Origin of the sequence: Sphingomonas oligophenolica (assembly GCF_039522915.1) — a bacterium.
GTDB lineage: Bacteria > Pseudomonadota > Alphaproteobacteria > Sphingomonadales > Sphingomonadaceae > Sphingomonas > Sphingomonas oligophenolica.
Genome location: NZ_BAAAEH010000064.1, coordinates 1 through 21,494, shown reverse-complemented (window position 1 = coordinate 21,494; position 21,494 = coordinate 1). Strand labels below are relative to the sequence as shown.

Annotated in this window: 24 protein-coding genes and 1 pseudogene; 15 read left to right on the top strand and 10 right to left on the bottom strand. The window is 64.6% G+C overall.

The genetic code is table 11. From position 1 onward, the window contains the following. Window positions 1-90: 90 nt before the first annotated feature. On the bottom strand, window positions 91-1,548 hold the full coding sequence (purF, locus tag ABD050_RS27640) for an amidophosphoribosyltransferase (RefSeq protein WP_343892799.1): 1,458 nt from the start codon (window positions 1,546-1,548) through the stop codon (window positions 91-93). A gap of 129 nt (window positions 1,549-1,677) precedes the next feature. On the opposite strand from purF, the gene hisI reads away from it, so the two are divergent. The 8 genes from hisI to ABD050_RS27600 all read left to right on the top strand — a co-directional run bounded on the left by hisI (window position 1,678) and on the right by ABD050_RS27600 (window position 8,119). Beyond that, on the top strand, window positions 1,678-2,040 hold the full coding sequence (hisI, locus tag ABD050_RS27635) for a phosphoribosyl-AMP cyclohydrolase (protein ID WP_343892798.1): 363 nt from the start codon (window positions 1,678-1,680) through the stop codon (window positions 2,038-2,040). Continuing rightward, window positions 2,037-2,552 carry a hypothetical protein gene (locus ABD050_RS27630; RefSeq protein WP_343892797.1) on the top strand — a complete coding sequence of 172 codons (516 nt, stop codon included), beginning with the start codon at window positions 2,037-2,039 and terminating at the stop codon, window positions 2,550-2,552. The genes hisI and ABD050_RS27630 overlap by 4 nt, the downstream gene beginning before the upstream one ends. 37 nt (window positions 2,553-2,589) lie before the next feature. Continuing rightward, on the top strand, window positions 2,590-3,018 hold the full coding sequence (locus ABD050_RS27625; protein WP_343892796.1) for a MerR family transcriptional regulator: 429 nt from the start codon (window positions 2,590-2,592) through the stop codon (window positions 3,016-3,018). Window positions 3,019-3,022: 4 nt separating this feature from the next. Further along, window positions 3,023-4,825, top strand: a complete 1,803-nt coding sequence (locus ABD050_RS27620; protein WP_343892795.1) for an acyl-CoA dehydrogenase C-terminal domain-containing protein — start codon at window positions 3,023-3,025, stop codon at window positions 4,823-4,825. 123 nt (window positions 4,826-4,948) lie between these two features. Then, window positions 4,949-5,146 carry a type 1 glutamine amidotransferase family protein gene (locus tag ABD050_RS27615; protein WP_343892801.1) on the top strand — a complete coding sequence of 66 codons (198 nt, stop codon included), beginning with the start codon at window positions 4,949-4,951 and terminating at the stop codon, window positions 5,144-5,146. Between the two features lie 9 nt (window positions 5,147-5,155). Beyond that, on the top strand, window positions 5,156-6,418 hold the full coding sequence (locus ABD050_RS27610; RefSeq protein ID WP_343892794.1) for a carbohydrate porin: 1,263 nt from the start codon (window positions 5,156-5,158) through the stop codon (window positions 6,416-6,418). A gap of 172 nt (window positions 6,419-6,590) precedes the next feature. Then, complete coding sequence (locus ABD050_RS27605) at window positions 6,591-6,980, top strand: hypothetical protein (RefSeq protein ID WP_343892793.1); 390 nt, start codon at window positions 6,591-6,593, stop codon at window positions 6,978-6,980. A gap of 2 nt (window positions 6,981-6,982) precedes the next feature. Next, window positions 6,983-8,119, top strand: coding sequence for a FecR family protein (locus ABD050_RS27600; protein ID WP_343892792.1), 1,137 nt, complete (start codon window positions 6,983-6,985; stop codon window positions 8,117-8,119). Between the two features lie 35 nt (window positions 8,120-8,154). On the opposite strand, the gene ABD050_RS27595 is transcribed toward ABD050_RS27600, so the two are convergent. Next, window positions 8,155-8,802, bottom strand: a complete 648-nt coding sequence (locus ABD050_RS27595) for a TetR/AcrR family transcriptional regulator (RefSeq protein WP_343892791.1) — start codon at window positions 8,800-8,802, stop codon at window positions 8,155-8,157. Window positions 8,803-8,904: 102 nt separating this feature from the next. Between ABD050_RS27595 and ABD050_RS27590 the strand changes: the two genes are divergently transcribed. The 3 genes from ABD050_RS27590 to ABD050_RS27580 all read left to right on the top strand — a co-directional run bounded on the left by ABD050_RS27590 (window position 8,905) and on the right by ABD050_RS27580 (window position 10,216). Further along, complete coding sequence (locus ABD050_RS27590; RefSeq protein ID WP_343892790.1) at window positions 8,905-9,144, top strand: DUF4287 domain-containing protein; 240 nt, start codon at window positions 8,905-8,907, stop codon at window positions 9,142-9,144. Next, the gene (locus tag ABD050_RS27585) at window positions 9,141-9,575 is read left to right on the top strand and encodes a DoxX family protein (protein WP_343892789.1); all 435 of its coding nucleotides are present in this window, start codon (window positions 9,141-9,143) and stop codon (window positions 9,573-9,575) included. The genes ABD050_RS27590 and ABD050_RS27585 overlap by 4 nt, the downstream gene beginning before the upstream one ends. 86 nt (window positions 9,576-9,661) lie before the next feature. Next, complete coding sequence (locus tag ABD050_RS27580; RefSeq protein WP_343892788.1) at window positions 9,662-10,216, top strand: DUF2306 domain-containing protein; 555 nt, start codon at window positions 9,662-9,664, stop codon at window positions 10,214-10,216. A gap of 89 nt (window positions 10,217-10,305) precedes the next feature. On the opposite strand, the gene ABD050_RS27575 is transcribed toward ABD050_RS27580, so the two are convergent. From ABD050_RS27575 to ABD050_RS27540, 8 genes are all read right to left on the bottom strand, one after another. Next, window positions 10,306-10,575: a hypothetical protein gene (locus tag ABD050_RS27575; RefSeq protein ID WP_343892787.1), complete on the bottom strand. Its 270-nt coding sequence runs from the start codon at window positions 10,573-10,575 to the stop codon at window positions 10,306-10,308. Window positions 10,576-10,600: 25 nt separating this feature from the next. Then, entirely contained in the window at window positions 10,601-11,320 is a 720-nt protein-coding gene (locus ABD050_RS27570) for an NUDIX hydrolase (RefSeq protein ID WP_343892786.1), read from the bottom strand. Window positions 11,321-11,687: 367 nt separating this feature from the next. Next, window positions 11,688-13,040 (bottom strand): cell wall hydrolase, encoded by a 1,353-nt coding sequence (locus tag ABD050_RS27565; RefSeq protein ID WP_343892785.1) that lies wholly within the window; start codon window positions 13,038-13,040, stop codon window positions 11,688-11,690. Window positions 13,041-13,532: 492 nt separating this feature from the next. Then, a complete protein-coding gene (locus ABD050_RS27560) occupies window positions 13,533-13,847 on the bottom strand; it encodes a hypothetical protein (protein WP_343892784.1) in 315 nt (104 codons plus the stop codon). A 69-nt stretch (window positions 13,848-13,916) separates the two neighbouring features. Further along, window positions 13,917-14,837 (bottom strand): cysteine synthase A, encoded by a 921-nt coding sequence (cysK, locus tag ABD050_RS27555; protein ID WP_343892783.1) that lies wholly within the window; start codon window positions 14,835-14,837, stop codon window positions 13,917-13,919. Beyond that, window positions 14,834-16,117 (bottom strand): MFS transporter, encoded by a 1,284-nt coding sequence (locus tag ABD050_RS27550; protein ID WP_343892782.1) that lies wholly within the window; start codon window positions 16,115-16,117, stop codon window positions 14,834-14,836. Before ABD050_RS27550 ends, cysK begins: the two co-directional genes overlap by 4 nt. Before the next feature lie 137 nt (window positions 16,118-16,254). Beyond that, window positions 16,255-16,794 carry a hypothetical protein gene (locus tag ABD050_RS27545; RefSeq protein WP_343892781.1) on the bottom strand — a complete coding sequence of 180 codons (540 nt, stop codon included), beginning with the start codon at window positions 16,792-16,794 and terminating at the stop codon, window positions 16,255-16,257. A gap of 33 nt (window positions 16,795-16,827) precedes the next feature. After that, window positions 16,828-17,394: a hypothetical protein gene (locus tag ABD050_RS27540; RefSeq protein WP_343892780.1), complete on the bottom strand. Its 567-nt coding sequence runs from the start codon at window positions 17,392-17,394 to the stop codon at window positions 16,828-16,830. Window positions 17,395-17,573: 179 nt separating this feature from the next. Between ABD050_RS27540 and ABD050_RS27535 the strand changes: the two genes are divergently transcribed. The 4 genes and pseudogenes from ABD050_RS27535 to ABD050_RS27520 all read left to right on the top strand — a co-directional run. Further along, on the top strand, window positions 17,574-18,470 hold the full coding sequence (locus tag ABD050_RS27535; protein WP_343892779.1) for a LysR family transcriptional regulator: 897 nt from the start codon (window positions 17,574-17,576) through the stop codon (window positions 18,468-18,470). 180 nt (window positions 18,471-18,650) lie between these two features. Then, a complete protein-coding gene (pdhA, locus tag ABD050_RS27530) occupies window positions 18,651-19,694 on the top strand; it encodes a pyruvate dehydrogenase (acetyl-transferring) E1 component subunit alpha (protein WP_343892778.1) in 1,044 nt (347 codons plus the stop codon). Then, window positions 19,694-21,115, top strand: coding sequence for a pyruvate dehydrogenase complex E1 component subunit beta (locus ABD050_RS27525; RefSeq protein ID WP_343892777.1), 1,422 nt, complete (start codon window positions 19,694-19,696; stop codon window positions 21,113-21,115). Before pdhA ends, ABD050_RS27525 begins: the two co-directional genes overlap by 1 nt. A gap of 164 nt (window positions 21,116-21,279) precedes the next feature. Further along, a pseudogene (locus ABD050_RS27520) lies at window positions 21,280-21,432 on the top strand (IS5/IS1182 family transposase); the annotation flags it as partial. Window positions 21,433-21,494: the final 62 nt, after the last annotated feature.

Genomic DNA, 21,494 nt, shown 5'->3' with positions numbered 1-21,494 from the left:
CCTCCATCTCCCCAACTCGCCCTCAATCTAGGCACAGCAGGAAAAATCCCGGACAGCAGTGGGAACAAGTCCGGCATGACGGTTGGGCTGTCAGATCACTCGCTCAGCCAGCAACGCAAACTGGTCCACCGCTGCAATTTCGTCCTGGTCGGTCAGCGTCGTCGGATAATCGCCGGTGAAGCACGCATCGCAATGGCTCGGGCGGATATCGGCGCGCTGCGGTTCGCCGAGTGCCTTGTAGAGGCCGTCGATCGAGACGAAGGCGAGGCTGTCGGCCTGGATATAGGCGTTCATCTCGGCGACATTCTTGCTCGAGGCGAGCAGCTTGGCACGTTCGGGCGTGTCGACTCCGTAGAAGCAGCTGTGCCGGGTCGGTGGGCTGGCGATGCGCATGTGGACCTCGGCGGCGCCCGCCTCGCGCATCATCTGGACGATCTTCAGGCTGGTGGTGCCGCGCACGATCGAATCGTCGATCAGCACGATCCGTTTGCCCTTGATGAGGGCGCGGTTGGCATTGTGCTTCAGTTTCACGCCGAGATGGCGGACCTTGTCGCCGGGCTGGATGAAGGTGCGCCCGACATAATGCGAGCGGATGATGCCGAGTTCGAAGGGGATGCCGGATTGCTGGGCATAGCCGATTGCCGCCGGCGTGCCCGAATCGGGAACCGGGATGATGAGGTCGGCATCGACCGGGCTTTCGATCGCGAGCTGGGCGCCGATCGCCTTGCGGACGGTATAGACGCTGCGGTCTTCCGAGATCGAATCGGGGCGCGAGAAATAGACATATTCGAAGATGCACGGCCGCGGATTGACCGGGGCGAACGGACGGTGCGAGCTGATCTCGGTGCCGCGTACGATCACCAGCTCGCCGGGCTCGATCGAGCGGACGAACTCGGCCCCGACAACGTCGAGGGCCACCGTCTCCGAGGCGAAGATCACTGCGCCGTCGAGCTTGCCCATCACCAGCGGGCGGATGCCGAGCGGGTCGCGGCAGGCGATCATGCCTTCGGGCGTCATCACGATCAGCGAATAGGCCCCCTCGACCCGCTTCAGCGCGTCGATGAACTTGTCGACGAAGGTGCGGTAGTTGGACGTGGCGACGAGATGGATGATCGTCTCTGTGTCCGAGGTCGACTGGAAGATCGAGCCGCGCTGGACGAGATCGCGCCGCAGCCGCATCGCGTTGGAAATATTGCCGTTATGCGAGATCGCGAAGCCGCCCGAGGCGAGATCGGCGTAGAGCGGCTGGACGTTGCGCAGCGCCGTCTCGCCGGTGGTCGAATAGCGGACATGGCCGCAGGCGACATTGCCGCGCAGTGCCTGGATGATGTCGTCTCGGTCGAAATTGCCGGCGACATGGCCCATCGCGCGGTGGGTGTGGAATTCGCACCCGTCGAAGCTGGTGATGCCGGCGGCTTCCTGGCCCCGATGCTGGAGCGCGTGCAGGCCCAGCGCGACGAGCGCAGCGGCGCCTTCGCTCCCGGATATGCCAAAGATGCCGCACTCTTCGCGCAGCTTGTCGTCATCGAACGGGTTGGTTGTCAGCATGATGCCCTTTGGGGGTGGTTGCTTGGCTGGCCATATAGGGGCGCGATCCTCGCTTGTCGCGCTTTTGTAACATCACCCCGTCGCTTTCTTCCTCTCCCCGCCGGCCGACAGAGCGGGTAAGGCAGGCAAATGCCCGATTCCCGCGACACCGGCCTGGTGCTGGACCCCCATTATGATGCCGCCGGCCTGATCACCGCGGTCGCCACCGACCGAGTCTCCGGCGAGGTGCTGATGCTCGCGCATATGAACGCCGAGGCGCTGGCCGCGACGATCGCGAGCGGCGAGGCGCATTTCTGGTCGCGGAGCCGGGGCAGGCTCTGGAAGAAGGGCGAATCGTCGGGCCATGTGCTGCGCGTCGCCGATATCAGGATCGATTGCGATCAGGATGCCGTGTGGCTGATCGTCGACGCGGCCGGCCCTGCCTGCCATACCGGTGAGCGGAGCTGCTTCTTTCGCAGGATCGAAGGCAAGAAGCTGGCGCCGGCCGAATGAAACCCGCGATCGCGACTGCCCTGTTGCTGATCGCCGGCTGCTCGGGCTCGGACAAGAAGGCTGAAACCAGCACCAACCAGGCGGCGCCGGTCGGCCTCGAAGCGGCGGCGATCGAGGCCGGCGTCATTCCCGACCCCAACAATAGCGACATTACCGGCCTCTACGCTCGCGACACCGACCGGGTCTGCGTCGTGCCGAGCGCGACTGCGTTCCGTCTCGGCGTGTTCGTCGATTATGGCGACCAGCAGAGCTGCGGCGGATCGGGCGTTGTCACCCGGGTCGGCGAGAAGCTCCATGTCGAGTTCGACCAGGCCGAAGGGTGCAGCTTCGAAGCACGTTTCGAAGGCGACAGGATCGTGTTTCCCGGCCGCTTGCCGGATGCCTGCCAGAAGCTCTGCCAGCGCCGCGCCTCGCTGGCCGGGCTCGAGGTGAGCCGGTTGAGCGATTCGGTCTCCGAAGCGTCGACCCTGCGCGATTCGAGAGGCAAGCTGCTCTGCAGCAGCGGCGAGTGAGCTTGACGTTCACGTAAAGGGCAGGTAATTTCCTGGCATGCCCACAGTCGCTGCCTATGCCGCGATCGATCGCCATCCCGATCGCGACCATTTCTCGATTTCAGACCTGTCGGCCGAGTTCGGCGTGACGGCACGGGCGCTGCGTTTCTACGAGGACGAGCAGCTGATCGCGCCCGAGCGGCGCGGTACGGCGCGGATCTATTCGCAGCGCGACCGGGCGCGACTCGCCTGGATATTGCGCGGCAAGCGAGTCGGTTTCAGCCTTGCCGAGATCCGCGAGATGATCGATCTCTACGATATCGGCGACGGCCGCCAGGTGCAGCGCGCGGTGACGATCGAGCGCTGCCACGAGCGCGTCGCGCTGCTGCAGTCACAAAAGCGCGATATCGATGCCGCGATCGAAGAGCTCACCGATTTCATCACCTTGCTTGAAACCAACGGCGCACAAGGCCGCCTGAAGGACTGATCTCATGCCACAATATACCCCGCCCGTCCGCGACACCCGCTTCATCCTCGAGCATGTCGTCGGGCTGGATCGCTATGCGAACCTGCCTGGCTTCGCGAATGCGACCCCGGATGTCGTCGACGCAGTGCTCGACGAGGGCGGCAAGTTCGTGGCCGAGGTCCTGTTCCCGCTCAACCACAGCGGCGATCTCGAAGGCTGCACCCGCCACGACGACGGCTCGGTCTCGACCCCCAAGGGCTTCAAGGAAGCTTATGACAAGTTCGTCGAGTCGGGCTGGGGCACGCTTTCGGCGCCGTCCGAGTTCGGCGGACAGGAAATGCCACATGTCGTCTCGACTGCGTTCCAGGAATATATGATCTCGGCCAACATGGCCTTTGCCATGTATCCGGGCCTCACCCACGGTGCGATCGCTGCCTTGCTGGTCAAGGGCACTGACGAGCAGAAAGCGAAATACGTCCCCCATATGGTCTCGGGCAAATGGGGCGGGACGATGAACCTGACCGAGCCGCAATGCGGCACCGATCTCGGCCTGATCCGCACCCGCGCCGAGCCGCAGGCGGATGGCAGCTACGCGATCACCGGCACCAAGATCTTCATCTCCTCGGGCGAGCATGATCTGACCGAGAACATCATCCACCTCGTGCTGGCCAAGACGCCGGGCGCGCCCGACAGCTCGAAGGGCATCTCGCTGTTCGTTGTGCCCAAGTTCCTCGTCAATGACGACGGCTCGCTGGGCGCGCGCAATGCAGTCACCTGCGGCTCGATCGAGCACAAGATGGGCATCCACGCCAATTCGACCTGCGTGATGAATTATGACGGCGCGACCGGCTGGCTGGTCGGCGAGGAAATGAAGGGCCTCGCCGCGATGTTCATCATGATGAACGCAGCGCGGCTGGGCGTGGGGCTGCAGGGAATCGCGGTTGCCGAGACGGCGTATCAGAACGCCGTGCAATATGCGCATGACCGCCGCCAGGGCCGCGCGCTGACCGGCGCGAAGGACCCGCAGGAAAAGGCGGACACCTTGTTCGTCCATCCCGATGTCCGCCGCATGCTGATGGATGCCAAGGCGCTGACCGAGGGTCTGCGGGCGCTGATCCTGTGGTGCGCGCTCCAGGTCGATCTCGAAACCGCCGCTGCGACCGAGGAGGAGCGCCAGCTCGCCGCCGATCTGGTCGGGCTGCTGACGCCAGTGATCAAGGGCTATGGCACTGACAAGGGCTATGAGGTCGCTACCAATGCCCAGCAGGTCTATGGCGGCCATGGCTACATCGCTGAATGGGGCATGGAGCAATATGTGCGCGATGCCCGCATCTCGATGATCTATGAGGGCACCAACGGCGTACAGGCAATGGATCTGGTCGGCCGCAAGCTCGCGATGAACGGCGGCCGCGCGGTCCAGGCCTTTTTCAAGATCGTCGGCGAGGATGTCGCGGCCGGCAAGGCCGACCCAGTCACCGCCGACTTCGCCGCGCGCCTGGAGAAGGCCAATGGCGAGTTGCAGCAGGCAACGCTCTGGTTCCTCCAGAACGGCATGAAGAACCCGGAAAATGTCGGTGCGGGCGCACAACCCTATCTCCATCTGATGGGGATTGTCGCGGTCGGGCTGATGTGGCTGCGCATGGCCGTCGCTGCCTCGAAGATGAAGGCGGCGGGCGAGGGTGATGTAGCGTTCCTCGACGCCAAGCTGATGACCGCGCGTTATTATGCTGAACGGATCATGCCGGACGCCGGCGCCTTCCGCCGCAAGATCGAGGGCGGCGCCGAATCGATGATGGCGTTGCCGCCCGAGATGTTCGTCGCGGCCTGAGCGAGCAACCGGCCGGGGCGCCGCCGATATTGACGGCGCCCGGGCACCCAACCATGCTGACGGCAGAAGCGCCGGTCGCGCCGTTCCAGGAGAGGATTCCCGCATCCGCCAGGGGGAATCCGATTGCCGCGCCTCTTAACCGCCTGCCGCCGCGCGTTCGGGCATCTCAAGGCGATCGGCCATACGCCCGAAGCGCAGCCGCTGCTCGACAAGGCCGGCGTCGTTCCGGACGATGGCGTCGTCCCGCTCGACAAGGCGTTTGTCCAGGCAGCAGGCAGGCGCTATTGGGACCGCGAACCCGGCATTCGCACACTGGCCTGATGGGGATAGATGCCTTCTCGCACTCCGGCCAGGCGATGCCCGGTCCTCTCCGCCGGCTTGATCGGGCTGGCAATGGGCATGGTCGCCTGGAGTGGTCCGGCGGCGGCGGATGAATCGCAGCCGTCGGTCTCGCTGTCGGCGCGCGACACGTTCGACATCTGGGATGTCGCCGATGGCGGCGTGCGGCGCGGCACCGTGGCGCTCAACAAGCTCCAGCTGGGCGGAACGGTGCAGGGCGACGATTTCGGTCTTGCCGGGTTCAGCGTGCATGGCCAGATTTTCCGCACCGACGGCAGGAGCCTGAGTGGCCGGATCGGCGACATCCAGACCGCCGACAATATCGAGACGCCGCCCGTCACCCGGCTGTTCGAGGCATGGATCGAGAAGAGGTTCGGCAATGACGAGCGCTCGCTCGCGTTTCGCGCCGGCCTGATTGATCTCAACGCTGATTTCGATTCGATCGAGACCGCAGGCCTGATGCTGAGCTCCTCGCATGGCGTCGGCCCGGACCTGTCGAAGAGCGGTGTCGACGGGCCGTCGATTTTCCCGGTGACCTCGCTGGCGCTGGAGATGAGCTGGCTGCCGTCGAAACGATGGACCTTTCGCGTCGCCGCCTTTGATGGTGTCTCGGGCGACCCAGGCCGGCCGGCCGTCTTCGTCAGCGCCAGACTCAGCCCCCGTGACGGCGCGCTGGTGATCGGGCAGGCCGATTATCATCTGTCGGATGCGGCAAGGATCGAGGTCGGGCTCTGGCGCTATTCCCGCGCGCTTCCCGCAATCGGCCCGGGCGCTGCGCATGACCAGGGAATCTACGCGTCCCTGGATACGCCCGTTCCCCATGCGAAGGGCTGGCGCGCCTGGGGCCGCGCGGGACTCGCCTCCGGCAGCGTCCAGGCCGTCAGCGGCTATCTCGGCGCGGGGCTTGTCAGGCAAGGCCCGCTCAAGGACCGGCCGGACGACCAGATCGGTATTGCGATCGCCCGCGCCGAGATCGGCGCGCCGGCGATGACGGCGCTGGGATTGCCGAATGCCGAGACGAGCATCGAGGCCACCTACCAGCTCAAGCTCGGCAACAGCGTCGCCGTGCAGCCCGACGTGCAATATGTCATCCACCCGGCAGGCGAAGCCGGGGTGCGGACGGCGCTGGCGATGGGGCTCCGTCTCGTGCTGACCGCCGGCTTCCCCAAAAAGGCGCCGGCGGCCGATTCAGCTGATCCGACAGCTCCTCCCGATGGTCCGCCACCGCCCGATACGGGCGCACCGCCAACCTGATCGTTTCGCCGGTGCGTCTTTTCAGGCGCGCTCTCGTATCTCTTGCGTCGGGAAGTCATCCCTTATCCAATTTGGGTCCGCGCCGGTGTCAGTTTCCGGTGTTGGCCCCGGGGTGGTAGGGTGAATAGAGCCGACTCGATCAGAAGACGGCGATCCAGCGGAGGCGATACAGATGGCCACCCGATATCCCTATATGTTGATGGCGCTTGGCCTGGCCTGGCTCGCGGCGCCGCCGGTGCTGGCGCAGCAGGATCCGGCAAGCGCGCTCGACCAGCTTTCCCAGGCATCGGCCGCGGTCGATTCCGGCACTGCGCTCGCCCGCCAGCAGATGCGGGCAGGCGATCTTACCGGCGCTGTCGCAACGCTCGAGCGCGTGCTGACCAACCACCCCGAAGCCTATGACGTGCTGCTGCTCCATGCCAGCCTGCTCTGCCGCCTCGACGATGGCGACGGCGCCCGGGTCGAGATCGACGAAGTCGGGGGCCATCCGACCTCCCGGCAAGCCTGGGCCGAAGTGAACGCTGCCTGTGGTCCCGCCGCGCGGCCGGGAAGGGGATATTGATCATGAGCGGGACCAAACCGGGCGCCCGGGCGCGCTTCCTCACCCTCGCCGTTGCGGTGTCGCTCGCCGGCACAGCGATTGCGGCGGGCCAGCCGCAGATCGTCGGTATCAATGCCGCCGTGCTGAACAATGTGCGGATCCGCAGCGCCGGCGCGCCTCAGGCGCATATCGCCATGGTGCGCCAGCGCGTCGCGCTCAATGACGAAGTGCAGACCGGGGGGCGGAGCCAGCTCCAGGTGCTCCTGCTCGACAAATCGGTGTTCAACGTCGGCGCCAATGCGCGGCTGACGATCGATCGCTTCGTCTATGATCCGAACCGCAGCGCGCGATCGCTCGCCGCTTCGGTGGCGAAAGGCGCCTTCCGCTTCATCTCGGGCAGGCCGGATACGCCGGGAAGCACGTCCATCCGCACCCCGATCGCCTCGATCGGCGTGCGCGGGACGATCCTCGATGCTGTGGTCGGCGAGGATGCCGCCCGCATCGCGGCCGGCGAAGCGGGAGTCGGGCCTCGTGTCCGCAGCGATCCCGCAACTGCCTCGCTGATCATCCTGCGCGGGCCGGGCAGGCGGACTCAGGGGCGGGTCCAGCCCGGGGTTATCGATGTCACGTCGGGCAACCGGACGGTCACGATCGATCGGCCGATGCGTGCGGTCTATGTGCCGGCCGCCGGCATGGCGCCGATCGGCCCCTTCACCCTCTCGCCCGCCGGGCTGGAGCAGGTACAGGCACTGATCTTCCCGGCGCTTGCCCAGGCGCTTGGGCTGACGGGCGGTCCGTCCGGAACCGGCTTCATCCCTCCCGACCGCTCCCTGCCGCCGCCGCCGGGCTATCGGGGCGGCTATCCAGGCCCGGGCGGTTATCCAGGGCCGGGCGGCTATCCCGGACAGGATGGTTATCCCGGGCAGCAGGGGCCGCAATATTCGATCCCGAATGGGCAACTCCCCACCGGGCAGGGATTCCCCCGGGAGCCGACGGGTGGGTCGCCCGTCAAGCCGAAGTCCGGGCACCAGACTTCTGTCCAGTCGCCGGGCGGCGGGCCGGTAACCAACGCCACCCCGACACCCACTCCCACACAAACGCCCACCCCGACGCCCACGCCGACCCCGACCCCGACCCCCAAATATCCGGGCCAGCCCTAGGAGGTGGTGTCTATTCTGCGAAGCTGCAAACGACTCTAGTCGAAAAGATGCAGCGGTCTGGCGTGAGGGGCCACAAGCGCGTCCAGGAGCGTGTCGGCGAGCCAATGCTCATACTTCTCCGGCGACCAGCCGCTCTCGACGATCAGCATCCTGAAAACCTCGCGGCTCGTATGGACCCACATAATGCGCCGCGCGTCTTCCTGATCGAGGCCGCTTTTCGCCTTTCCCTGCGCGAAGAGCGCTTCAATCCGATCAGCCTGCATTTCATATCGCATGGCCTCGAACCTGGCCTCGATCTCCCGCAACCCCGACGAGAATGCGGACGCACCCCGGATTATCTCCATTTCGAGGATTTCGCCCTCATAAATCGCCCGCGAGACGGAAGGTGTGAGAGCGATGCGCATTGCAGCATCTGCGACGCCGTCCATGACTGACATGGCCGCATGGTAACGCTCCCCGAACAGGCTCGCACGCATGAGGCCTTCGACAAGGCCCGCCTTCGACTTGAACAGGCCATAGATGGTCGACGCAGCGACGCCGGCCTGTTCGGCGATCTCGGCAATCGTCACGCTGTCTATGCCGGATTCGGCGAACAGGGTCTTCGCAGCGAGGAGAACCCGGTGGCGTGTCTGTTCGGCCGCCAGGTCCCGTCGTGCTGAGGAATATCTTCGCTTGACCGTCATTCTGGTATTCATTATAGTTTACTACTATCAATATGGCAACAGGCCTCCGGTTTGGGCGGGTGACCAGGCCCGCGGGGGACCAGCAGGGTGTGGGAAAACATCATGAGTTTTCAGGCATATCTCGATAACATTCAGGCAAAAACGGGCAAAACAGCCAGCGACTTCCTGGATCTGGCTCAGGAAAAAGGCCTGATGGAAGGCGGTGCGCTTCAGACGGGCGTCAAGGCCGGGCAGATTGTGGAGTGGCTGAGGAGTGATTTCGGCCTGGGGCATGGTCACGCAATGGCGATTTACGCCGTCCTGAAGGGACGCAATGCCCCCGGCGAGAAGGCCGCCGAATGACCAATAATGCGCCGATTGGCCGGGTGTCCGCACGGAGCCGTTGGATCGGCTGCATCCTCACAGGTGTCGTGGTCCTGTTCCTGCTGATGGACGCCGGCATGAAGATGCTCGGCCTGCCGCCCGCTATCGACGCCACGACTCAGCTCGGCTGGCCGGCACCATCAGTCGTTCTTCTCGGCGTGATCCTTTTCGCCTGCACCGCCCTCTATGCGTTGCCGAGGACAGCCGTGCTTGGGGCGATCCTGCTCACGGCCTATCTGGGAGGGGCGGTGGCGGCACAGGCAAGGGTGGGCAACCCGCTGTTCAGCCACATTCTTTTCGGCCTGTATGTGGGAATTGCGATCTGGAGTGCGCTGTATCTGCGAATACCCGAACTGCGAGAGCTATTGCATCCATTGAGACGGGATCTGGCGGCTGAACCGTCACCATAGCCTGACCCCGGATCATCGAGAAAAACCGGGTGGCTGCTGAAATGTCGCACGCTCGCGCGCCGGCGGCGAGCACGATCTGGGGACTGGTGACGATCGCCAGCACGGCGACTGCACTGTTTTCCTATCGGTATCTGGCGGATGTTGGTCCGCTTTCCCCCAGCGTCCTTTCGAATCTCTTTCGGCGGCCCTGGCTGGACGTTCATGTCGCCGGCGCCGCCACCGCTCTCCTGCTCGGCCCGCTGCAATTCCTGCCCGCTCCGCGGCGCACGCCGCTCCACAAGACGCTCGGCCGCGTCTACGTTGTGAGCTGTCTGGCCGGAGGCTTGGCCGGGCTTGTTCTCGCCTTCGGCTCGACGGCGGGAGCCATCGCCACGGTCGGCTTTGCGGGCCTGGCGATCTCGTGGATCGCGGCAGTCCTCCTGGGATGGCGCGCGGCCGTAAACCGGCACTTCGGCCGGCATCGGGCCTGGATGATCCGCGCTTTCGCGCTGACCTTCGCCGCCGTCACCCTTCGCATCTACCTCCTCGCCATTCCAGTGCTGCCCGTCCCGGCGCTCGACGCCTATCGGGCAATTTCCTTCCTCTGCTGGCTTCCCAACCTCCTGTTCGCCGAGCTCTATCTGCGCGAAAATGGGGCTTGAGGCTCCCCTGCATCTATCGTGCAGCAAAGGCGGGGGAAGGATTTGCGGTACCGCGGGGCCCGGCACGGGCCGGGGCTCACGATGCCGCCTCACCCCGTGATGAGCAGCAGCGATTGCTCGGCTGCGGCGATGGTGATCTGCCGTCCCCAGTCGAAACCGATATGGTCCTGCTCGATGCCGTCGGCGAACACCGTGCCGCCATCCATCGGCAGCTCGGCGATGCTCGCCGTCTTGGGGGAGAACCAGAAGACGAGGCCGCGCCCGCTCTGCCGGATACGGCCGTTGCGGAAACGGATGATGTGGCTGCTCGCGTCGCTGCGGAGCTGGGCGAAATAGCCGAAATTGCGAATATTGGCCATGATGTCCTCCTGTTGAGCGGGTTGGTCAGAAATCGGTCCTGAGGCGGTAGAGTTCGGCCGGTCGGAACGAGGCGCCGGTCTCGCGAATGCCGGTCGGCTCGATCCAGCCTTTTTCGAGCATGCGGCGCCGGAAGGCGGGCTTGTTGAGCGTCGCGCCCAGGATTGCTTCGTGAACGTCCTGGAGCGCCCGCAAGGTGAAGGTCTCGGGCAGCAGCGCGAAGCCGATGGTCGAATAGTTGAGCTTGCCGCGCAGCCGCAGCATGGCGAGGCCGAGGATCGCTGCATGGTCGAAGGCGAGCGCCACCGGGCCGCTGTCGTCCGTCACCTCGACCGGTCCGCCGGTTTCATCGGCCCAGGGCACGATGATCTCGGCAAGCGTCAGATCGGGCGACGATTTGAGCGCGTCGCCGAACCGATCGGGCGGCAGCAACGCGAAATAGGTGACCGTGATCACCCTGGCGCGCGGATCGCGGTCGAGATCGCCGAAGGTATAGAGCTGCTCGATATAGGCATCGGCCATGTGCGCCTTGTCCCGCAGGATGCGACGCGCGGCATCGTCGAGGCTCTCGTCGATCCGCACGAACCCGCCGGGGAGGGCCCATTTGCCGAGATCCGGTTCGATCGGGCGGCGCATCAACAGGACGACGGGCGCGCGATCGACGATCGACATGAGGACGAGATCAACGGTCACGGCCGGCCGATCATAGCTGGCTGGATCATGATCGATGGAAGGGACACCAGCCATTGCGACTACCTTATATGCGAGTCGCATCTTACTTATTATCTAAACAGATATATGTCAATCGCATCTAAGGCATGAGCGCCGATTCAAACGCGAGGATGAGACGCTATTTCTCTGCCGGCTCGAACCTGCCCAGGCCGATTCGAGCGCGTTGTTTTTCATCATCGGAGCCCTCCCTGTTATGGAGTGACCTCTCCCTGTTATCCCGCCGCGCCCTCCCTGTTATTCGATAACAGGGAGAAGCCTCTGCAAGCTATTGATTTTAATGGAGAATAATAGACTGGCGCCGCCCGGAAACAGGGAGAAAAAGACGCGAAAAAAAGAGTCGGGCGAAAACAGGGAGGAACAGGGAGCCGGCGAGCGCGACGCCCTAGTGGCCCTCGGTCACCTCAAGCGCCTTGGCGGCGACCGGCGCGTCGGCCTTGCGTCGCGCCGGGACCGGGAGCTCGGTCGCTGATCTGGCCGCGACCGGCGCCCTTATCGTGAACGAAACCGGCGGCGGCAGGGTACGCGTCGCGCCGGGCAGGCTCTCCAGCTTGAAGCTGTCCGCCTGTTTCGCGACCGGCACCAGGACCTGGAGCTTCATGCACTGGCTGAGGTCGGCGCGCCTGAACTCGCCGCAGTTCCACAGCGGCTTGTCATAGCCATGCGCCTTGTCGCGCAGATAGCTGAACGACATCGCCGCGATCTGGCCCGGCTGGAGCGGCAGCACGGTCGGAGTCTTGGCCTTGCTCGTCCAGCCCATCACCTTGCAATAGACCCGCTCGCCGCAGGTCCGCGTCGCGAGCAGGGCGTAGGCATCGGGCGGCATCTTGGGGTCGAGCGTCAGCAGGAAGCTGTTGGCGTCGGTCGGCAGCGCCGGCGGCACTGCGGCGGCCGATGCGGCTGCCTCGGCGGTCGCTGCGGTGGCGTCCCCGAGCTCGGCACCTGTCTTGTGCGCGTCGGACCACAGGGCAAGCGCGGCGATGACCGGCTCGTCGGACGAGACATGCCGGTTGAAGGCGGGCGGCGTGCCCCACCAGCCGGTCCAGCGGAAGAACAAATGGGTGTGGACCGCCGCGACCTTGTCGAGGCTCGACTGCCAATAAGGCACCACCCAGTCAGTGTGATAATGAGTCGAATAGCCGACCGGCTTGTAGACCTGACCGTTCAGCGCTGCCGCGGCCATGGCGCGGGCGCGGGCCCAATAATCGTCGGGCCAGCGATGGCTGGCGAGCGCCCCGTCGCAGGTGAAGGTGAACTGGCAGCCGGTCGATCGCTCCGATCCCTGGAACACGACGCCGCAGATCGTCTTGGGGAAGGCGGGGTGGCGGGCGCGGTTGATCACCACCTGCGCGACCGCACGCTGGCCCTCGGGGTCATTGCCGGCTTCGTAGAGGACGGCGGCGGCCATGCAGTCGATCGCCCGCGCGCGCTGCTCGTCGCTGCCGACGAACTTGAACGGGCGCGCGGCGGGGTTGGGGCCAGTCGAGAAGGGCACGGTCGCGTTGAAGGCGCGGGCGTCGTCGGGGTCGAGATCCTGAAAGGCAACCGGCTCGACCGGCGGGAGCTCGGCCTTGGGCACCACGCGTTGCGGCACAAGCCTGATATGGCGATGCGGCACGACCGGCGGCGCGCGCAGGACGATCAATAACGGCACCAGGATCGCCGCTGTCGCGATCGACAGCAGCAAAAGCAGCAAGCCAGATCCGGGCTTGCCCGGCGGGGTGGGAAGGTCGGTCATGAGGCCGGTTCAGCGGTCGGAGGAACAGCGCGGAAGGGGGATCAAGCGAGGCTCCTGGGGCATCGGGCGGCACGCGCCTGTAGCGCAGAACGCTTCGAATGCGAAATGGTTCGAAAGGTAGTCGGCGATGGTTGGAACGGGCGGCGACGAGTCTCGATTCCGGACAAGGATGGTGGGCGGGAGGGGCGATGGCCGCTCGGACCGGATTCGGTCCGCCCGAGTCGCCGCGCTGGCCTCAGCGCAAAACCATCGCTCGAAGCGTGAAGGATGACAGCATCGGTCGCGCGCCGCTCAACCCCGGACCCCGGCAACGATCATCCACCGCCCGTCATCGCCCCGGCCCTTGTAGCGGGAAGGAGAAATCGACTTGGAGGCGGAGGAGAACTGAACTGGCCGACTCTCGTCAGGTGCAAGGAAACGCACGACGCGTGGCCAGCTTCCGCTCACGCGGCATCACAGAGCGTCAAAATCTTGCCCCTACGAATCAGCCGTTTAGCTCGGCCAGAAGCCGGTCGCCTCGCACAGATCCCACTGGTCGGCGGTCTTGATGTGGCAGGCCTGGTCGTCCTTCGCGCAGACCGCGAACGCTGCCTGATATTGCTTGTAGCAGCTCTTCGGCGCACCACCGGCAGGCATGCTGACCTTGGCCGGAACGATCTTGGCCGTCGCCACGGCCGGAATCAGCTTGGGCTGCGCGGCCCTCTCCGAACTAGCGGCGGATGCCTCCCCCGCCCGGTGACCGAACAGCATCGGCCACACCTGCACCATCGCCAGCATCACACAGACGCAAATCATCGCCTTGCGCATATTTTTCCCCCTTCGGTGCCCCCGCACCGACTCGAAGGAATATACCCGTAATGGATGCTTTACGCGAGATTAACTTTCGGGGAGGAAGTCCGGCACCGAAAGGTAGCGCTCGCCGGTGTCATAGTTGAAACCGAGCACCCGGACGCCATTCGGAAGATCAGGCAGTTTCTGCAGAATCGCAGCGAGAGTCGCGCCCGAGCTGATGCCGACCAGCATGCCCTCTTCCTTCGCCGCGCGCCGCGCCATGTCCTTGGCGACGGCGGCATCGACCTTGATCGCGCCGTCGATCGCCTGGGTATGGAGATTGGCCGGGATGAAGCCGGCGCCGATGCCCTGGATCGGGTGGGGGCCGGGCTGCCCGCCCGAAATCACCGCCGACGCCTCGGGTTCGACCGCATAGACCTTCAGATGCGGCCATTCCTTCTTCAGCGTCTCGGCAACGCCGGTGATATGCCCGCCCGTGCCGACCCCGGTGATGATCACGTCGATCGGCGACTCGGCGAAGTCTTTCAGGATTTCCTGCGCGGTCGTGCGGGCATGGATCGCGACATTGGCCGGATTGTCGAACTGCTGCGGCATCCAGCTGCCGGGCGTCTGCGCGATCAGCTCGAGTCCGCGCTCGATCGCGCCCTTCATGCCCTTTTCGCGCGGCGTCAGGTCGAAGCTTGCGCCATAGGCGAGCATCAGGCGGCGCCGTTCGATCGACATGCTTTCGGGCATGACGAGGATCAGCTTATAGCCCTTCACCGCAGCGACCATCGCCAGGCCGACGCCGGTGTTGCCGCTGGTCGGCTCGATGATCGTCCCGCCCGGCTTGAGGTCGCCCGATGCCTCGGCTGCCTCGATCATGGCGAGCGCGATCCGGTCCTTGATCGAGCCGCCGGGGTTCGAACGTTCCGACTTGATCCACACCTCGGCACCGGGGAACAGCTTCTGCACCCGGATATGCGGGGTGTTGCCGATCGTCTCGAGGATCGTGTTGGCTTTCATCGTGCTGCCTCCATCTCAATATCTGACGCGTCTTGTCGCGTCGCGGGGGGATCGAATGTCTTGGCGTTGCGAATGCCCGGAAACAGATAGGTCCACAGGATCGTCACGACAATCGCCCCGCCGCCGCCGACCAGCACTGCGCCGACCGGCCCGAGCATTGAGGCGAGGAATCCCGATTCGGCCTCACCGAGCTCGTTCGACGCCGAAATGGTGAGCTGCGAGACGGCGCCCACCCGTCCGCGCATCTCGTCGGGCGTGTAGAGCTGGATCAGCGACTGGCGGATATAGACCGAAAACATGTCCGCCGCGCCCGCGATCACCAGCGCAATCAGGCTGAGCGGCATCGCTGTCGACAGTCCGAACATCACGGTCGCGCTGCCATAGACGAAGACGGCGCCGAGCATCTTCGGTCCGACATTGGTCTTGATCGGCCGGAACGAGAAGAACAGCGCGGTAACTGCGGCGCCGACCGCGGGCGCGCCGGCAAGCAGGCTCAAGCCCTTGGGGCCGACATGCAATATGTCATGGGCGTAGATCGGCAGCACCGCGCTGGTGCCGGCGAGGAACACGGCGAACAGATCGAGCGTGATCGTGCCGAGAATCATCTTGTTCTGGCCGACATAGGCTAGCCCGTCGGCAATCTGCCTGAGGGGGTGGGCGTCGCTGATCCTGGTGGTGCGCGGCACTGGGCCGATCAGCATGAGGCAGACAAGCGCGGCGCCGAACAGCGCAGTCGCAAGGAAATAGGCGGCCGACGGAGCGATCGAATAGGCGAAACCGCCGATGGCGGGGCCGATGATCGTGCCGACCTGCCAGGAGATCGAACTGAGTGCAATCGCAGTCGGCAGCACCTCGCGCGGCACCAGGTTCGGCGCGAGCGACGAGAAGGCAGGGCCGACAAAGGCGCGGCCGACGCCAAGCAGCACCGCGACCGAAAACAGCACCGGCAGCGTCATCCAGCCTTCATAGGTCGCCAATGCGAGAATCAGCGCGCACAGCACCTGGAGCGCGACCGTGCAGCGCGTGATCAGGCGGCGGTCGAACCGATCCGCAACCAGCCCGGTCACCGGCGTGGATATGAACAAGGGCACGAATTGCAGCAACCCGATCAGGCCGAGCTGCGCCGCGGCGCCCGCCGGCGACATGGTCGTTCGCGCGATCGTGTAGGTTTGCCAGCCGATCACGATGATCATGCCGTTCTGCGCCAGTGTCATCGCGAAGCGCGCCGCCCAATAAGCGCGGAAATTGGCGATGCGCAGCGGGTGCGGGGGAGACTCCATTACGGCTGCCTTTAGGCGCCCGATCCCGCGCGCGGCAATCTTCTTTCCTTGGGCGGCTCAAACTTCTGATGTGCCGGACGGCTGGCGAACGATTCGCGGCGCGCGCGACGGTCCCGGCCGCGCACGCCGCGCCTTCGTCACAGATATCGCACTGCTTTCACCATGCACATCAGGTTATGATAAGCGACCAGCCGGAAGTCGAAAAAGCCGTTGTCCTCCGTTCCGTCGAGCATATCGGTGATCATCGTCACCAGCGCGTTGGATACATCGTTCGCCACCTGCACGTCGGTATTCGCGTCCGGCACCTGGCCGTCTTTCAGCTTGGCCCAGATCACGTCGGTGACGCCGCTGTCGTCATACTGGATTGTCTGCACGGAGGCCTGTGCCGCGACCAGATGGTAGTCCCGGTTGAACACCGCGATAAGCACCATATGGTTGTCCTTGGCCGATCTCTTGTGATCGGTCTTGCACGAAACCAGGATGGCCCAGCTGTCGCGGCATACCGTCGCGTCGTGGAACCAGGTCTCGTAAGCATAGCCCTCCACCGTATATCCCATGGTCTTGCCGCTATTGAGGTTCCAGCCGTGGCTGGTGGAATTGTAGCTGTCGAGTGTGATCAGGCTCTCGGTATGCATGGCATCGCCAAAGGCGTTATGGTCGAAGCTTATCACCGCCATTTTGTAACTCCTGTCATGGTGAAGATCGCGCGCTCAGGCCGTGACCGAGCCGCACGCCCTGTTCATTTCCAGCGCGACCACGGCGGGGAAGTAGAGCCTCCCTCCATCATCGGTGAACTTGCGGATGTTCGCCGTGATGTTGTTGAAGGTCTGGACGAAATCATCGATGTCCTTGATCACCTTGGCCGCTTCGTAGATCGAGTCGCCCTCGGTCTCGACCGCGCCCGCCACGCCGAGCAGCGCCACCGACGCGTCGACCGTCGCGACCAGCCATTTCGGGATCGTCAACGGCCCGCTGTCTTCGAACGTCACAGCCATGTCGTTCTCGACCAACGTCCCGTCAGGGTCGAAGGTCATCGTCGCGGTGGCATGGTCGTCCTTGCTGAGTTCGCTCCCGATGATGTGGTCCATAGACAGCGTGACCACCAACTGGCCCGTGCTGTTGATGCTGGTGGTGCTTTTGTTTGGGTCTTTGCCGGGGATGTAGACCCGGTAGTCAGCGTCCTGGGTCGTGAATTTGATCGCGTCGCCGCCCTGGTCATTTCCGGCTGACACGCCGTTTTTGTCCAGGAAGGTGCTGTTGCTGAAGCCGATGGTCATGCTTCTCTCCTGCGAATGAAGCCGCGCCAATCCGTGGCACTGGCGATCGACCTTCTGGGAATCGCAACCGAAACGATCAAATTCCTATTGCGGGCTTATCCATACGCCGTTGATATGGCTGCGAAGGGCCGCGCCTGTGGTGCCTGGCCGCACTTGCATGCATTCGGGGGTGTTTTGCGATGATGCCGATCGACGTCCGCGCGCTCGAGATCTTCCGCGCCATTGCCGATACGGGATCGGCGACCCGCGCCGCCGAGCGGCTTCATACCACCCAGCCAAGCGTCACCCGCACGATCCTCGCCTTCGAGCGGGCCTGCGGGTTCAAGCTGTTCGAGCGGGGCCGCTATGGCATGGCGCTGACTGAGCCGGGACAGGTGCTGCTCGCCTCGGTCGAGCGCAACTTCGCCGGCCTGCGGACGATCCAGCGCACCATCCGCGAACTGAAGGCCGGCCTCCACGGCGCACTCACCGCCGCCGCGATCCCCGTGCTTGCCGAGGGCGAGTTCGGGGCGCTGGTCGGCGCCTTCATGAGGGAGCATGCTCAGGTGCGCGCTGACCTGCGGGTCTCGGCGCCCGATCTCGTGCTCAAGGATATCGTCACCGGAGAAGTCGATTTCGGCGCGGTGATCGGGCCGGCGCCGCCCGGGATCGATCTCGCGACGCTGCCGATCGGCCGCCGGACGATGGGTGTCGCGGTCGCGCCCGGTCATCGCCTCGCCGATCGTCGGAGCATCCATTTCCGCGAGCTTGACGGGCTCCCCTTCGTGCTCACGGTCCGCTCGCACAACAGCAGCGTCGCGGTCGAAGCAATGATGAGCGAGTTCCGTGTCCAGCCTTCGATCATCCATGAGGCTGGAACGCAGCGCACCGCCGCCGAGCTCGTCCGCAACAGCGGTGCGATCGGCTTTCTCGATTATGAGATCATCGCCACGCTGCCGCCCGGCTCGATCACCGCGATCGCGCTGGAGCCGGAAGTCGCGTGGCCGATCAACCTGCTCTACCGCCGCGATCGCAAGCCCTCACCGGTGTTCGCTGCCTTTCTCGGATGGTTGGGGAGCAGGGCGTCCATCGCATGATATCAGGCCCGCCCGGCAGCCGCCTTCCCGCACAAGGCGGGGTCATCACATCGCAATATGCAGGCGCAAGCGCGGTTGCCCGCAACGCTGGCTCTTGCTGATGCGTTGGGCGATTGATGTGAACCGGGAAAGGCGCCTATAGGCGCGCTTCCTCCCCTACGGAAACGAGGTTTCCCTCACGTGGCCAAAGCCCCCGCTTCTCGCAAAAGCGAGCCCCTGACGCCCAACCGCGAGCGTCCCGACGAACCCACGCCCTACAAGGCCTCCCAGGCCGAATTGCTCGATTTCTACAAGCAGATGCTCCTGATCCGCCGGTTCGAGGAGAAGGCCGGCCAGCTTTACGGCCTCGGCCTGATCGGCGGCTTCTGCCATCTCTATATCGGCCAGGAAGCGGTCGCCGTCGGCTTGCAGTCCGCGCTGACAGAGATTGACAGCGTGATCACCGGCTATCGCGATCATGGCCATATGCTGTTGTGCGGCATTCCCCCGCAGGACGTGATGGCCGAGCTGACCGGGCGCCAGGCGGGCATCTCGAAGGGCAAGGGCGGCTCGATGCACATGTTCAGCATCAAGCATAAATTCTATGGCGGACATGGCATCGTCGGCGCGCAGGTGTCGCTCGGCACCGGGCTCGGCTTCAGCCACAAATACAAGAAGGACGGCGGCGTGTGCCTCGCGTATTTCGGCGACGGTGCGGCCAATCAGGGCCAGGTCTATGAGAGCTTCAACATGGCCGAGCTGTGGAAGCTGCCGGTCATCTACGTCATCGAGAACAACCAGTATGCGATGGGCACGAGCGTCAACCGCTCGTCGGCCGAGGACCAGCTCTACAAGCGTGGCGAGAGCTTCCGCATCCCCGGCATCCAGGTCGACGGCATGGATGTGCTAGCCTGCCGCGGCGCTGCTGAAGAGGCGTTGGCCTGGGTCCGCGCGGGCAAGGGGCCGATCATCCTCGAGATGAAGACCTATCGCTATCGCGGCCATTCGATGTCCGATCCCGCCAAATATCGGAGCCGGGAGGAAGTCCAGTCGGTCCGCGACAAGTCCGATCCGATCGATCACGTCAGGAAGCTGCTCGAGGAGCAGGGCGTGAAGGAGGACGAGTTCAAGAAGGTCGATCAGGAGATCAGGAAGATCGTGAACGAAGCCGCCGATTTCGCCGAGCAGACGCCCGAGCCCGAGCCAGCCGAGCTCTATACCGACGTGCTGGTGGAGTCCTATTGATGGCGATCGAGATCAAGATGCCCGCGCTTTCCCCGACGATGGAAGAAGGCACGCTGGCCAAATGGCTGGTCAAGGAAGGCGACACCGTCAAGTCGGGCGACATCATGGCCGAGATCGAGACCGACAAGGCGACGATGGAATTCGAGGCAGTCGATGAAGGCACGATCGGGAAGATCCTGGTCGCCGAGGGCACTGACGGCGTGAAGGTCGGCACCGTCATCGCGACGCTGAATGCTGACGGCGAAGCCCCAGCTGTCGCCGCGCCGGCTGCCCCCGCGGCGAAAGAGGAAAGGCAAGCGGCTGCCGCCGAGACGCCGCCTGACCAGAAGGATGAGGCCGCGCCGACGCCCCATCTCGTGGAGACGGGCGCGCGCCAGATGTACGAGGCAGCGAAACACGATGCGGAGGTCAGGGATCCGGCGATTCCGGCCGGCACCGAGATGGCCAAGATGACGCTGCGCGAGGCGCTGCGCGACGCGATGGCCGAGGAGATGCGCAGGGACGACCGCGTCTTCGTGATGGGCGAGGAAGTCGCGCAATATCAGGGCGCCTATAAGGTCACCCAGGGGCTGCTCGACGAGTTCGGCGACACGCGCGTCATCGATACGCCGATCACTGAATATGGCTTCGCCGGGGTCGGCACTGGCGCGGCGATGGGGGGCTTGCGCCCGATCGTCGAGTTCATGACCTTCAATTTCGCGATGCAGGCGATCGACCACATCGTCAATTCGGCGGCCAAGACCAATTACATGTCGGGCGGGCAGATGCGCTGCCCGATCGTGTTCCGGGGCCCCAATGGCGCTGCGAGCCGGGTCGGTGCGCAGCACAGCCAGAATTACGCGGCCTGGTATGCGAGCGTCCCCGGCCTGATCGTGATGGCGCCTTATGATGCGGCCGATGCCAAGGGCCTGCTCAAGGCGGCGATCCGCACTGAGGATCCGGTCGTCTTCCTCGAGAATGAACTGCTTTACGGACGGACCTTCGAAGTGCCGGTGCTTGACGATTATGTCCTGCCGATCGGCAAGGCGCGGGTGATGCGCGAGGGCAAGGATGTGACTCTGGTCAGCTATTCGATCGGCGTCGGTCTCGCGCTCGAAGCGGCCGACGAGCTGGCCGGGCAGGGGATCGACGCCGAGGTGATCGACCTGCGCACGCTACGGCCGCTCGACAAGGAGACGGTGCTCAAGAGCCTGAAGAAGACCAATCGCATGGTCGTGATCGAGGAGGGCTGGCCGAGCTGCTCGATCAGTTCCGAGATCGTCACGATCGCGATGGAGGAGGGGTTCGACGATCTCGACGCGCCCGTGCTGCGGGTCAACAACGAGGACGTGCCGATGCCCTACGCGGCCAATCTCGAAAAGCTCGCACTGGTCAATGCGGACAAGATCATCGCAGCGGTGAAGAAGGTGACGTACCGGTAGGGCTGGCCTGCGAGGGTGGCGAAGTCAGCACTTCGCCACCCTATCATTGGCCGTGTTGCGGAGCAGCTCCTGCGATGCGAACAGTGCCTCGTTTAGCAGACTGTTGAAGAAGTCTCTGGTGCGAGCGGGTTGATCATGATTCACTGCCTCGGCTGGAGGGTCGGATGCGCGGATCAGACGAGGGCACGGGAGCGCTTTTCTCCTACGTCGATATTGAGTTGCGGATACGGAGAGATCATCCGCTTCGTCAGATTCGAGAGATAGCCAACGCGGCGTTGGTGGCGCTGCATGAGGACTTTGAAGCGCTTTATTGTAAGCGCGAAATCACCCCCACATTCCAGAACTGATGGGTATCGGCGATAGCATGTCCGCAGGGTAG

Bases quoted from the DNA above. Each gene is read 5' to 3' on its own strand.
- purF (WP_343892799.1), bottom strand. From the start codon at position 1,548: ATGCTGACAACCAACCCGTTCGATGACGACAAGCTGCGCGAAGAGTGC.
- hisI (WP_343892798.1), top strand. From the start codon at position 1,678: ATGCCCGATTCCCGCGACACCGGCCTGGTGCTGGACCCCCATTATGAT.
- ABD050_RS27630 (WP_343892797.1), top strand. From the start codon at position 2,037: ATGAAACCCGCGATCGCGACTGCCCTGTTGCTGATCGCCGGCTGCTCG.
- ABD050_RS27625 (WP_343892796.1), top strand. From the start codon at position 2,590: ATGCCCACAGTCGCTGCCTATGCCGCGATCGATCGCCATCCCGATCGC.
- ABD050_RS27620 (WP_343892795.1), top strand. From the start codon at position 3,023: ATGCCACAATATACCCCGCCCGTCCGCGACACCCGCTTCATCCTCGAG.
- ABD050_RS27610 (WP_343892794.1), top strand. From the start codon at position 5,156: ATGCCTTCTCGCACTCCGGCCAGGCGATGCCCGGTCCTCTCCGCCGGC.
- ABD050_RS27605 (WP_343892793.1), top strand. From the start codon at position 6,591: ATGGCCACCCGATATCCCTATATGTTGATGGCGCTTGGCCTGGCCTGG.
- ABD050_RS27600 (WP_343892792.1), top strand. From the start codon at position 6,983: ATGAGCGGGACCAAACCGGGCGCCCGGGCGCGCTTCCTCACCCTCGCC.
- ABD050_RS27595 (WP_343892791.1), bottom strand. From the start codon at position 8,802: ATGACGGTCAAGCGAAGATATTCCTCAGCACGACGGGACCTGGCGGCC.
- ABD050_RS27590 (WP_343892790.1), top strand. From the start codon at position 8,905: ATGAGTTTTCAGGCATATCTCGATAACATTCAGGCAAAAACGGGCAAA.
- ABD050_RS27585 (WP_343892789.1), top strand. From the start codon at position 9,141: ATGACCAATAATGCGCCGATTGGCCGGGTGTCCGCACGGAGCCGTTGG.
- ABD050_RS27575 (WP_343892787.1), bottom strand. From the start codon at position 10,575: ATGGCCAATATTCGCAATTTCGGCTATTTCGCCCAGCTCCGCAGCGAC.
- ABD050_RS27570 (WP_343892786.1), bottom strand. From the start codon at position 11,320: ATGGCTGGTGTCCCTTCCATCGATCATGATCCAGCCAGCTATGATCGG.
- ABD050_RS27565 (WP_343892785.1), bottom strand. From the start codon at position 13,040: ATGACCGACCTTCCCACCCCGCCGGGCAAGCCCGGATCTGGCTTGCTG.
- ABD050_RS27560 (WP_343892784.1), bottom strand. From the start codon at position 13,847: ATGCGCAAGGCGATGATTTGCGTCTGTGTGATGCTGGCGATGGTGCAG.
- cysK (WP_343892783.1), bottom strand. From the start codon at position 14,837: ATGAAAGCCAACACGATCCTCGAGACGATCGGCAACACCCCGCATATC.
- ABD050_RS27550 (WP_343892782.1), bottom strand. From the start codon at position 16,117: ATGGAGTCTCCCCCGCACCCGCTGCGCATCGCCAATTTCCGCGCTTAT.
- ABD050_RS27545 (WP_343892781.1), bottom strand. From the start codon at position 16,794: ATGGCGGTGATAAGCTTCGACCATAACGCCTTTGGCGATGCCATGCAT.
- ABD050_RS27540 (WP_343892780.1), bottom strand. From the start codon at position 17,394: ATGACCATCGGCTTCAGCAACAGCACCTTCCTGGACAAAAACGGCGTG.
- ABD050_RS27535 (WP_343892779.1), top strand. From the start codon at position 17,574: ATGATGCCGATCGACGTCCGCGCGCTCGAGATCTTCCGCGCCATTGCC.
- ABD050_RS27525 (WP_343892777.1), top strand. From the start codon at position 19,694: ATGGCGATCGAGATCAAGATGCCCGCGCTTTCCCCGACGATGGAAGAA.